This is a genomic window from Candidatus Palauibacter sp. (assembly GCF_965213655.1).
Lineage (GTDB): Bacteria > Gemmatimonadota > Gemmatimonadetes > Palauibacterales > Palauibacteraceae > Palauibacter.
In genome coordinates this window covers 347,511-359,824 of record NZ_CBDBZT010000003.1, presented here as the reverse complement: position 1 = coordinate 359,824, position 12,314 = coordinate 347,511, and the positions used below count along the sequence as shown (strand labels likewise).

Here is a 12,314-nt window from a genome sequence, read left to right as displayed (position 1 = left end):
GCGGCAACGGGCCCTCGTGCCTCCTGAAGCGGACCGTCGCGGTTTCGCGCTTCCCTCGGCGATGCTCACCCTGCTGCTCGTCTCGCTCATGGCGGCGGGCGGCTTTCTGCTGACCTGGGTCGACGGACAGTCCGCCCGTGCCTTCGCGCGCTCCACGGAGGCCTTCTACGTGGCCGAAAGCGGACTCGCGACAGCGCTCGCGACCGCCGAGGCCCCCAATCCATCCGTCCCGCCCGTCTCGGTGGGCGGCGGGACGGCAACGGTGTCGTTTGAGAGGCTGATGGAGCTCGGGCCCACCGAGACGGTCTACCGGGTCGAGTCGCTGGGACAGATCGTGGCGGGCGGCGCAGTCTTCGAACGGTCGGTGGGCCAACTCCTCTGGGTCGCGGGCCCTCCGCAGCTCCCCGGGGCGCTCGTCCTCGTGGGGGGGACGAGCGGCACCGGACCCCAGGGGACGATCAGCGGCCTCGATCCGTTCGGGGGCGCCTGTCCCCAACAGCCGTCACCCGTCGCAGGCGTCGCATACTGGGGCGGCCCGCCGCCGACGCCCGATTCCATGCTTACGATCTCGGGGCTCCCGCCGGATCGCCGGATGACGGCGAACGTGTCGGTGGCGGCGGAGACGGGACTGCGTTGGGCGGAACTCCTCGCCTCCTGGGGCCCGCGCCCCGACGCGACCGTGCCCCCCGATCCGTGGCCGAGTCTCGGAAGCTCATCCTACATCCGGATCCCGGGATCGGAGACGCTCGATGCCGGTTCCAGCGGACGCGGCGCTCTCGTCGTCGAGGGCGACCTGACGCTCGACGGCGGCTTCGCATGGAGCGGCCTTATCCTCGTGGGGGGAGCCCTGCGGCTGAACGGAAACGTTTCGATTCGCGGGACGTTGGCGAGCGGGCTCACGGGGGGTCTGGGTGTGGCGGCGGACTTCGGCGGACACCGTATCGATCTGCGTTTCGACGCCTGCGCGGTGGCGGCGGCCGCGGAGGGGCTGACCGCGCCGGCGGCGGAGATCCCGGGCACCTGGTACGAAGTGTGGTAAACGCCGAACCCGGCCCGATGCGGGCGGGCTGTTACAGGTGGTCGCGGACGAGGTCCAGCAGTCCATCCGGGTTGTCCACATGCAGCCAGTGGCCGCCCGCGAGTTCATGAAGGTGCACGCGACCGTTCACGCCGGCCGCCCGCAATCGCCGAATATCGTCCGCGGAGAGGATGTCCGACCGGGCGGCCCGCACGACATGGACTTCCGACGCGGGGACGGGGGTCTCGATGACGTCCCACAGGTCGCGCCGGAAGTAGTCGGCGAGCAGTTCCCCGAGCGCGTCGGGGTTCAGGCTCCACCGGTAACCGGCGTCGACGAAAACGAGGTTGGTCGCCAGCCAGCGCGCGACGGGCGAGGCGAAACCTTCGGCCTCCACCGCGGAGACGGCATCGCGCCTCGCATCGAAGGGGCCTGGGTGTCGGCGCAGCACGTGCAGCAGTCGAGCCGCCCCGCCGCCGGGCGAGCGGCGGGAGGGTGTCGCGTCGATCACCCACGCCTGGGTCGGCGCCACGGCCGCCGCCACCATCAGCGACACCTTGCCGCCGAAGGAGTGCCCCAGGATTGCGTCCACGGGCCGTCCCAGCGACTCGGAGAGTTCGAGCACGTCGCGCACGCACGCCGGAAGTGTGTGCGGCGGCTCGAAGCCCGGGGAGTGCCCGTGCAGCCGCAGATCCACGAGCACCGCGCCCCATTCGGGACGCGCGGCGATGAGCCGGCGGGCAAACGAAGCCCAGTTGCGGCCCGTGCCGTAGATGCCGTGCAGCACGTAGAGCCAGCGCCTGGAACTTGCTTTCGCGACGGTGTACTGGTGCAATTGTGGTCGTGACACGGGATCTCTTCTCTCCACAGGGGTCGGTTGTGCGGCGCGACGCGGCGACCGGAACCCTCACCACGAGAAAGTAAGGGGGGCAATATTCCTCAACGAGCCGTTCGCGAGACGGACGGGCCGATGATCCGAGGGGTCGCCACGCTCCCCCTGCATGTCGCAGCGTAGGGCCCGTACGTTGCAGAACACCCCCGGCTTCGAAGCGGCACCCGGGCTCCGTAATCCCCACCTGCAGACCGTTGTTGGGCGGATCGCGCGCCGGCGCTTCGAGCCACGGTACGACCGGGTGCGGCTCGACACGGCCGACGGCGACTTCATCGATCTCGATCTGTGGAGAGGGCCGGAAGACCCGGCGGGTGTGTGCCTCCTGCTCCACGGACTCGAGGGAAGCGCCCGCTCCGGCTACATGGTGACGACGAGCGAAGCGCTGGCGGCTGCCCGTATCCAGCCGGTCGCGCTCAACTTCCGTTCCTGCAGCGGTGAGCCGAATCGGCTGCCGGGTGCCTACCACTCGGGTCGGACCGACGATGTCGAGCGCGCGCTGGCCTGGATGGCGGCGCGTTTCCCGGGGCTGCCGCAGACCGCGATCGGATTCTCGCTAGGGGGGAACGCGCTCCTCAACCTGCTCGGGCGCGAGGACGGCGGAAACGGCCTCGTCGCCGCGGCCGCAGTCTCCGTGCCATACGACCTCGAGGCCAGCGCCGACGCCCTCGACCGGGGGATGGGGCGCGTGTACGGCCATCGCTTCCTGCGCAGCCTGCGGGAGAAAGCGCGCGAGAAGGCGCGGCGATTCCCCGGCGTAGTGGCGCCCGAGGCGGCGACGGCCCGCACGATCCGCGAGTTCGACGACCGGCTCACGGCACCGATTCACGGCTTTCGCGACGCCGCGGACTACTACGCGCGCTGCAGCGCCAAGCGCTTCGTGGGTTCGGTGGACCTTCCCATGCTCCTCATACACGCACAGGATGACCCGCTGGCCCCGGGGATTTCGGTGCCTGTCGAAGCGATCCGGCGGCGCCCGCGTCTGTCCCTCGCACTGACGGAGCGGGGAGGGCATCTCGGGTTCGTGGCTCGCCAGCAGCGAGGTGGGTTGGCCGGCGCACGAAGGGGCTGGTTGGAGGGCACCGTGTCCCGCTACATCTCGCGGGCAACGCACCAGACAACACATCGCGATTTCCGAGTGTTTTAAATGGTTTGTGCGACTAATGTCTGCAGTCTTCAGGATGGGAGTATCGTCATGCGCGGATTCATTCGAGTCGCGGCCCTTGCGGCCGTCTTCGCCTGCCTGGCCTCGCCGGTCGCGGGACAGGGCTTCGGAGGCGGCGTCGCCGTCTCGTCCGGCCAGGTGCTCATCGCCGAGGCCGGCGGCCCGACGTCCACGGGAGTTGTCTACGTCTACGAGAAGGGTCCGGATGGCTGGACCGTCTCGGCGGAACTCTCACCTTACGGAGCTGAAGAGGGGGGCCGCTTCGGCACTTCCCTCTCAGTCGATGGCGATCGGATGCTGGTCGGCGCGCCGGGCGCAGCCCACATCTTTGAGCGGAACGGCGGCGTCTGGGAGGAAGTCGCCACGCTTCGGCCAGCCGACCTGCCGGCGGGAATGTCGTTCGGCGGCCGCGGCACGATCGCGGGTGACCTGGCGCTCGTCGGGGCCGGGGGCGGCGGCGGTTTCGGCCGTGGTCCCGCCGCGGCGGGCCGCGTGTACGTCTTCGAGCGTGCCGGGGCCGGCTGGAACGAGGTCGGTTCCATCGAATCGCCCGACACCGCGCAGGGTGACGGGTTCGGCGCGGCGATCGTGACCGACGGTCGGTCGGCGGCGATCGGCGCCCCGGGCGCCTCGGCCGGATCGGCCAGTCGGGCGGGCGCGGTCTATTTCTTCACACGCGGCGATGACGGTGGGTGGACGGCCGCGCCGGAATCCCTCACGGCACCGGACGCGAGCGAGAACGCGGGCTTCGGGCGCACGCTCCACGGTCAGGACACGCCGGACGGCTTCCAGCTCCTCGTGGGGTCCGGCGGCGCGGGCGGAGTGGGCGTCGCATACGCCTTCACGGCGGCGGGCGATGGCTGGACGCCGGCCGGCCGGTTCTTCCCGCCGGTGGTGGCCGGCGGCGGTGGCGGACGGTTCGGAGCGGGCGGGTTCGCCACAGCCTTCGCGTCCGTCGGCGGCGAACTGTGGATCGGCGGTTCCGGCGTCGGTGCGGGACGCGAGGGCCAGGTCCTGCGTTATTCGGGCGACGTGGATGCCGGACTCGCGCTCACGGGCGCGCTCAACGCCTCGAACCGGGCGGGCGGAGACGGCTTCGGGTCGAACATGGCGACAGATGGCGACATCACGGTCGTCGTGGCCGGCAGCAAGGACTACCGCATGGGCACCGCCTACATCTTCGAGCGACAGGGCGACGAGTGGATCGAAGCCGCCGAGGTGTGGAGCGACGCAACGAACTACGCGGCGATCAACGGGCACGAGGTGGGCTGCGAGGAAGGCGTCTCGGCCGACTTCGACTGCAGCGAAGTGAACATCCTCTCCTTCCTGCCGGTGCAATCGCTCGGGGCGAATCGGGGGGTTCGCGTCAACGACGTGTGGGGCTGGACCGACCCGCAGACCGGGCGCGAATACGCCCTCGTGGGGCTCACCGACCAGGCTTCGTTCGTCGACATCACGGATGCCCAGAACCCGCGCCTCGTCGGCCGGCTCCTGATGACGGAGGGCGCCCGCGGCAGCGTGTGGCGCGACATCAAGGTGTTTCAGGATCACGCGTTCATCGTCTCCGATGGAGCGGGCGATCACGGAATGCAGGTGTTCGACCTCACCCGCCTCCGCGATGTGGGGACGGAGCCTGTCACTTTCGAGGTGGACGCCCACTACGACGGGATCGCCTCTGCGCACAACATCGTGATCAACGAAGAGACGGGCTTCGCCTACAGCGTCGGATCGAGCGGCGGGGGCGAGACGTGCGGCGGCGGCCTCCACATGATCGACATCAACGAGCCGACGGAGCCGAGCTTCGCGGGCTGCTTCGGTCACGAGGGCACGGGGCGCCGCGGAACCGGGTACTCGCACGACGCGCTCTGCCTGATCTATGACGGCCCTGACCGCGAGCACGCCGGCAAGGAGATCTGCTTCGGCTCGAACGAGACCGATGTCTCGATCGCGGACGTCACGGACAAGGAGAACCCGATCCCGCTGTCGACGGCCACCTACGCCAACGTCGCCTACGCCCACCAGGGCTGGGTCACGGAGGATCACCGCTACTTCTACCTCGGGGACGAACTCGACGAGCTGAGGACGCAGTTCTCGGGCACGCGCACGATGATCTTCGACATTACGGACCTCGACGACCCGGTACTCGTCAAGGAGCATTTCGGCGAGTCCACGGCGAGCGACCACAACATGTACGTGCTCGGCGACCTGCTCTATCAGTCGAACTACAACAGCGGACTGCGGATCCTGAACGTGAGCGACCCGGAGAATCCGACCGAGGTCGGCTTCCTCGACACGGTGCCCCATGCCGAGGGCCCTGCGATGGGCGGGTCGTGGAGCAACTATCCGTACTTCGCGAGCGGCACGATCATCGTGACGAGCGGGAGCGAAGGCCTGTTCATGGTGAAGTACCAGAAGCCGGAACTCGTTCCCTGACGCAGGAGAGTCGAATCGGAATCGGATGGTGAAAAAGATGGCGAGCAATCTGCGGGCCGGCCTCCTCGCGCTGGGGATGGCCGGCCTCGTGGCGGTTCGGGCAGCCGCGACGGGGGTCGTGGCCGCTTCGCCCGCCGAGGGTCCGTTTCTCTACGTTGCGAACCAGGAGGCGGCGGCGGTGACGGTGATCGACCTCGAGACGCACGAGGTCGTCGAGGTCATCGATCTGGAGGCGATGGGGTACGGCGCGAACGCGAAGCCGCACCACATCGCGGTCGAGCCGGACGGATCGTTCTGGTACGTGTCGCTCATTGCGGCCAACCAGGTACTCAAGTTCGACCGTGACAACGAACTCGTCGCCTCCATCGAGTTCGAGCGGCCGGGACTCCTCGCACTCCACCCTTGGCAGCCGTGGCTCTTCGTCGGGCGATCGATGGCGGCGGTGAACCCGCCCCAGCGCATCGGCCGCATCGACCGGGTGTCGATGGAAGTCGAGGAATACGACGTCTTCATCCCGCGGCCGCACGCGCTGCTGGCGAGCCCCGACGGCGAGTGGGTTTACGCGGGCAGCCTGGGCGAGAACTCCGTCGTCACCGTGGAGGCCGAGACTGGAGACGCCGAGTTGCTGCGGCTTCCCGGCTCCGGGGCGATGCCCCACGTCCTCGTGCAGTATGCGATCTCTCCGGACGGAATGACGCTCGTCGCAACGGCCGAGATGACGGCGAAGCTTCTCGTGTTCGACCTCTCCGACCCGAAATCGCCGAAGCTCGAGGGCGAGGTGGACGTGGGCGCCAGGCCGTGGCACCCGAGCTGGTCGGCGGACGGGCGCTGGATCTGGTTCGGCAACCTGGGCGCGAACGAGGTCACGCTCGTCGACACCTCCGACTGGTCCGTCGCCGCCGTGATTCGGGGTGAAGGCCTCGCCGAACCGCACGGCAGCGTGCTCTCGCCGGACGGCTCCCGACTGTACGTGGCAAACCGGAACGAGACCGGCTCCTACCAGTCGTCGGATCGGATGGGATACGACGCGCCCGGCGGCACGATCGTCGTCATCGACACGGCCACCCGCGAGATCATCGACGTGATCGAGACGCCGCCCTACGCGTCCGGTATCGGTCTCGCCACCAACCCGCGCTGAGGGCCCCGGCTACGTGACCCGCATGGGCAGAGGCCGACGCGGCCGGGGAACGCCGGGAACGCTTGGAACGCTGGTTGTCGCCACCCTCGCGGCGGGCTGCGCCTCGGGGGCCGTGGCGCCCGCGGCAGTGACGCCCGACCGTGCGGCCGAGGCTACCGAGACGGGCTTCGTGCGGTCCGTCGCGCCGTTTCCCGTGTTCGACGAGTCCGGAAACCCGTACGAAATCCCCTTCCTCGGCGGCTTCAACGTGCCCCGCCCGCAGTGGGTGGATATCGACGCCGATGGCGACCTCGACCTTTTCGTGCAGGAGTCGACGAACCGACTGATGTTCTTCGAGCGCGAGGATACGGCGGAAGGACAGCGCCACACCTGGCGGCCGGAGGCGTACTCGGACCTCGAGGTCGGAGAGTGGTTCCGCTTCGTGGACGTCGACGCGGACGGGGACCGGGACCTGCTGGCGGAATCCCCCTTCAGCTACATGAAGCTGTACCGCAACACCGGGACGGCGGGCGGCGCCGTCTTCGAACTGATCGCCGACACGCTCAGGGACACGCGCGGAGAGGCGATCTTCTCGGACCGCCAGAACATCCCGAACGCGGCGGACATGGACTGCGACGGCCGGCTGGACCTCCTGATCGGGCGTCTCGTCGGCACCGTGACCCGCTACGAGGCGACGGGCGCGATCGGCGAGGACGCGTCGCCCTTCCGGCATATCACGGACCGCTTCGAGGACATCGAGATCGTCGCCGACCCCGCGGCGGCCGGGGGTGTGCCGCCCTTCGATGGCCCAGGCTCCGGCGGGCCCTTCCCCACCCTGCACGGCGCGAACACGATGGCGCTCGCCGACTACGACGCAGACGGCGACACCGACATGTTCTGGGGCGACTTCTTCGAGGCCGGACTCCTGTTGATCGAGAACGCCGGCTCGTGCGAGGCCCCGAACCTGCGCGTGGAGCCGCGGCCCTTCCCCCTCGACGACCCGATCCGGACGAGCGGCTACAACGCGCCCACCTTCGGCGACTACGACGGGGACGGGGACCTCGACCTGCTCATGGGCGTGCTCGGCGGCGCGTACAACGCGAATACGACGACCGCCGACAACCTCATGCTCTTCTCCCAGGAGTCCGACGGAGGCTTTGAGCTGCGGACACGCCGCTTCATCTCCCAGATCGATGTGGGCAGCGAGAGCGTGGCCTCGCTCGTGGACCTCGACGGGGACGGCGACCTCGACATGCTCCTCGGCAACAAGATCGACCCCACGGACCTGTCGGACTCGTACGTCTTCCTGTTCGAGAACGAGGGGAACGGGACGGAGCCGGCCTTCCGCCGGACGGGTCGCTTCGAGATCCCGGGCGCCTACCACAACGCTCCCGCGTTCGGCGACCTCGACGGGGACGGCGACCTCGACATGCTCCTCGGTACCTGGCGCGACGAGATCCGCTACGTGCGAAACGACGGATCGGCCACGGCGCCGAGCTTCACGCTCATCGATTCCGCCTTCGTCGAGATCACGCGCGGCAGCAACGCGACGCCGACCCTCGGCGACCTCGACGGGGACGGAGACCTCGACCTCATGATCGGAGAGTCGTCGGGGGCGCTGAACTATTACGAGAACACCGGGTCGGCATCGAATCCCAGCTTCGAGTTTGTGAGCGACGAGTACGGAGACATCGACATCGGCCGCCGGAGCTTCCCCAAGCTCCTCGACCACGATGGGGACGGAGACCTCGACCTCATCGTGGGCACCGAGTCCGACGGGATCCGCTATTTCAGGAATGACGGAGGATCCGGGTCCCCCAGCTTTGTCGAGGCGGATGGTTTCTTCCCCGCCCCGGAGGAACTCCCGCTCTTCGCCACACCCGAGTTCGGAGACCTGGATGGGGACGGGGACCTGGATCTCGTCGTCGGCAGCGCCGGCGGCGGCCTCTATTACTTCGAGAGACACTGATCGAGAGACATTGATGAATCTGATGAACGGAACGATGAACAGAACACGGGCTTTTTTCGCCGCGGTCGCTTGCGGCTTCCTCACGGCCGGTGGCGCGGAAGCGCAGGAGTTCGGTGGCACCGTCGTGCTTCACGAGGGCCGAATCATCGTCAGCGAAGCGGTCGACCCGGACGCGAATCCGCAGGATCCGGTGACGTCGGCTCCCCGCAGCCTCTACGTGTACGAGCGGAGCGGCGACGACTGGGAGCGCACCGCAACGCTGCGCGCCCCGGAGCATGACGGGGCGGACTTCTTCGGCCGTTTCATCCTCGCCGACGGCGACCGGTTGCTCGTCGGCGCCACGGCCCTCGACCAGGACGGCGACGGCCAGAGCGACGGGAGTGTCCTCATCTACCGGCGCGCCGGAGACGGATGGGAGTTCGAGGGTCACCTCCGGCCCGAGAGCGCGCCGCTCGGATCGTCCTTCGGCCGCTTCGCCTCCATCGGGGGCGACCTCCTGGTCGTCACCGCGCTCGGCTACCAGGGGACCGGCGGCGCGTGGGTCTTCCAGCGCGGCGACGATGGTGAATGGGTCGAGGACGGTATCCTGACCTCCGCCGATCCGGATCCGCAGCAGGAATTCTTCGGCTGGGGCGCCCACACCGACGGCGAGCGCGTGATCGTCGGCGCGTTCGGCGGCCCCCAGCTTCCCGGCGCCGCCTACGTGTTCGGTCGCGACGCGGACGGCGCCTGGGCACAGGAGGCGCGGCTCGGCTTCGAGGGAGACGAGATCCAGCCGGGGGCGGCCGTCGTGGGCAATCGTGCCGCATCCGTTACGGTTGGCATCAACGGTGCCCATGCGCTGCTCGGGTTGCCGGGCGCGTACGACGGCACGGGGACGGTACTGAACTACGTTCGCCGCCCATCCGGAGACTGGGTGCGGCAGGGGTCGTTGTCTGCCTTCCACCGTGAGCCCGGTGACAACTTCGGCGCCACCATCACGGCCCGGGACGACGAACTGTGGATCGCGGCTCCCGGCGCGGGTCTGTTCGGGGCGATCTACGCCTTCACGTGGGATGCCGCGGCCGGAGGCTTCGGCGCCGCGACCCGGATCGGAGCCGGCCCGGGTACGGACGCGGGGGACGGCTTCGGCCTCTCGATTTCAGCCGGCGGCGACCTCGCGGTCATCGGTCAGCCGTGGGACGATGCGTCTCTCGGCTCGGCCGTGGTGTTCGAGCGCCGGGATGGGGCGTGGACCGAGTCGGCCAAGATCTTCATCCCCGAGGAACGGCGCCCGCTGACGGCGCTCGCCGAGGTCGACTGCGGCGAGGACGGGATGGCGGACCAGTTCACCTGCGACCAGGTGGACGTCCTCTCGTTCCTGCCGCTGGCCGCGATCGGCGGCTCCGACCGCGGCATCGAGACGAACGACGTGTGGGGCTGGGCGGACCCGCAGACGGGGCGCGAATACGCGATCGTCGGGCGCACGGACGGCACGGCGTTCATCGACATCTCCGACCCCGCGGCGCCCGCCTATCTGGGCAACCTGCCCAAGACGCCCGGCTCGCTCACGCAGTCGTGGCGGGACATCAAGGTCTACGCGAACCATGCCTTCGTGGTGGCGGACAACGCGGGCGACCACGGGATGCAGGTGTTCGATCTCACGCGGCTTCGAGATGTCGGGGACTCGCCGGTCGAGTTCGACCCCGACACGATCTACGAGGGGATCGCGAGCGCCCACAACGTGGTGATCAACGAGGAGACCGCGACCGCCTACGCGGTGGGCTCGAGCGGTGGCGGCGAGACGTGCGGCGGCGGGCTGCACATGATCGACATCAGCGATCCCATGGCGCCGAGTTTCCTCGGTTGCCACGCTGAGGCCGGCACCGGACGGGGGCAGACCGGGTACACGCACGACGCGCAGTGCGTCAACTATCACGGCCCGGATGCCGAGCACGCCGGCAAGGAGATCTGCCTGAATGCGAACGAGACCGCGGTCGTGATCGCCGACGTCACGGATCGGGACAACCCCGTCACCCTCTCGACGGCGGACTATCCGGCGGTCGCCTACACGCACCAGGGTTGGCTCACGGAGGACCACCGCTACTTCTACCAGAACGACGAACTCGACGAGATGGCCTCCGTCGGCCAGGCTCAGCAGATGGGAACCGAACCCGACATGACGGCCAGTCGCACGCTCATCTGGGACGTGTCGGACCTGGACGACCCGATCCTCGTCAAGGAGCACTTCGGAGAGACGTTCACGATCGACCACAACCTCTACATCGTGGGCGATCTCATGTACCAGTCGAACTACGTGAGCGGCCTGCGCGTGCTCGACATCAGCGACCGCGAGAACCCGCGCGAAGTCGGCTTTTTCGACACCGTACCGTGGGACGAATCCGTGACCTTCGACGGCTCGTGGTCGAACTACCCGTTCTTCGCGAGCGGGACGATCGTCGTCTCGAGCGGCAAGGAAGGCGTGTTCTTCCTCAGGTACCGCCGGCCGGAACTGGTGCCCTGACCCGCTCGGGGCGCCCGCCCGCGGCGGCCGTCCGGCCGCTGACGGCGCAGGCACTTGCGCTCCTGGCGGGAGTGGCGAGCTGGGGATGCTCGGATGGCACGGGTCCGTCCCCGGCTCCGCCACCGCCACCCCCGCCGCCGGAACCCGTCGCCTTCGAACTGACGGCGAACGAGGTGCTGGCCGGGCTCTCGCAGCCGGTCTTCCTCGCTGCCCCGCCGGGCGATCAACGACTCTTCGTCGTCGAGCAGGTGGGCCGCATCCGCATCGCGAACGCGGACGGGCAACTTCTCGACGATCCCTTCCTCGACCTCTCGGGCCGCGTAGGCAGCGCGCCGGAGGGCGGCCTGCTCACGATGGCCTTCCACCCGCGGTACGCGGACAACGGCCAGGTCTTCGTCTACTACACCGATACGGGGGACGACACGGTCGTGGAGCGCTACACCGTATCGGGCGACCCCGACCGCCTCGACCCGGGCTCGGCGAAGCGGATCCTCGCGCTCACCCAGCGTCGCCAGAACCACAACGGCGGGATGCTTCAGTTCGGGCCGGACGGGATGCTCTACATCTTCCTCGGCGACGAGGGGGGCGCGGGCGATCCGTTCGGCAACGGGCAGAATCTCGAGACGCTGCACGGTGCGATCCTCCGCATCGACGTGGACGGAGGCGACCCGTACGCGATCCCGGATGACAACCCCTTCGTCGGAGAGGAGGGCGCGCGGGGCGAGATCTGGGCCATCGGCGTCAGGAACCCGTGGCGTTCGACCTTCGACTTCGCGGACAACGTGCTCTACGTCGCCGACGTCGGCCAGAACGAACGTGAGGAGATCAACGCGGTACCGGCCGGTGAAGCGGGCGTGAACTACGGCTGGAACACGATGGAAGGGTCCGCCTGCTACCAGAGTTCCGGGTGCGACATGTCAGGGCTCACGCTGCCCGTCGTCGAGTACGTCCACGACGGCAGCGTCTGCTCCGTGACGGGGGGATACGTGTATCGCGGCTCACAAATCCCCGAGATCGCGGGGCACTACTTCTACTCGGATTTCTGTACCGGCTTCCTGCGGAGCTTCCGATTCGACGGCGGTCAGGCGACGGACGAGAGACGCTGGAGCGTGGGGAGTCTCGGGGCTGTGTCCTCCTTCGGCGTCGACGGCTCCGGGGAACTTTATGTCGTCGACCTGACGGGGTCCGTGGCCCGTCTGGAGCGCCACCAACCGTAGCCG

The 12,314-nt window shown here is 68.8% G+C and carries 8 protein-coding genes; 7 read left to right on the top strand and 1 reads right to left on the bottom strand.

Annotated elements, in window-relative coordinates:
- The first annotated feature begins 16 nt into the window (after positions 1-16).
- Positions 17-1,039, top strand: a complete 1,023-nt coding sequence (locus ACOOGH_RS03855; protein ID WP_420447660.1) for a hypothetical protein — start codon at positions 17-19, stop codon at positions 1,037-1,039.
- 31 nt (positions 1,040-1,070) lie between these two features.
- Here the strand turns inward: ACOOGH_RS03855 and ACOOGH_RS03850 are convergent, their stop codons facing one another.
- Entirely contained in the window at positions 1,071-1,868 is a 798-nt protein-coding gene (locus ACOOGH_RS03850; protein ID WP_420447659.1) for an alpha/beta fold hydrolase, read from the bottom strand.
- 175 nt (positions 1,869-2,043) lie between these two features.
- On the opposite strand from ACOOGH_RS03850, the gene ACOOGH_RS03845 reads away from it, so the two are divergent.
- From ACOOGH_RS03845 to ACOOGH_RS03820, 6 genes are all read left to right on the top strand, one after another.
- Positions 2,044-3,054 (top strand): YheT family hydrolase, encoded by a 1,011-nt coding sequence (locus ACOOGH_RS03845; protein WP_420447658.1) that lies wholly within the window; start codon positions 2,044-2,046, stop codon positions 3,052-3,054.
- A 48-nt stretch (positions 3,055-3,102) separates the two neighbouring features.
- Positions 3,103-5,505, top strand: a complete 2,403-nt coding sequence (locus ACOOGH_RS03840) for a choice-of-anchor B family protein (RefSeq protein WP_420447657.1) — start codon at positions 3,103-3,105, stop codon at positions 5,503-5,505.
- A 37-nt stretch (positions 5,506-5,542) separates the two neighbouring features.
- Positions 5,543-6,643 (top strand): YncE family protein, encoded by a 1,101-nt coding sequence (locus ACOOGH_RS03835; protein ID WP_420447656.1) that lies wholly within the window; start codon positions 5,543-5,545, stop codon positions 6,641-6,643.
- Between the two features lie 22 nt (positions 6,644-6,665).
- A complete protein-coding gene (locus ACOOGH_RS03830; protein ID WP_420447655.1) occupies positions 6,666-8,591 on the top strand; it encodes an FG-GAP repeat domain-containing protein in 1,926 nt (641 codons plus the stop codon).
- Positions 8,592-8,625: 34 nt separating this feature from the next.
- Positions 8,626-11,094: a choice-of-anchor B family protein gene (locus ACOOGH_RS03825; protein ID WP_420447654.1), complete on the top strand. Its 2,469-nt coding sequence runs from the start codon at positions 8,626-8,628 to the stop codon at positions 11,092-11,094.
- Positions 11,095-11,165: 71 nt separating this feature from the next.
- The gene (locus tag ACOOGH_RS03820) at positions 11,166-12,311 is read left to right on the top strand and encodes a PQQ-dependent sugar dehydrogenase (RefSeq protein ID WP_420447653.1); all 1,146 of its coding nucleotides are present in this window, start codon (positions 11,166-11,168) and stop codon (positions 12,309-12,311) included.
- The last annotated feature ends 3 nt before the right edge of the window (positions 12,312-12,314 follow it).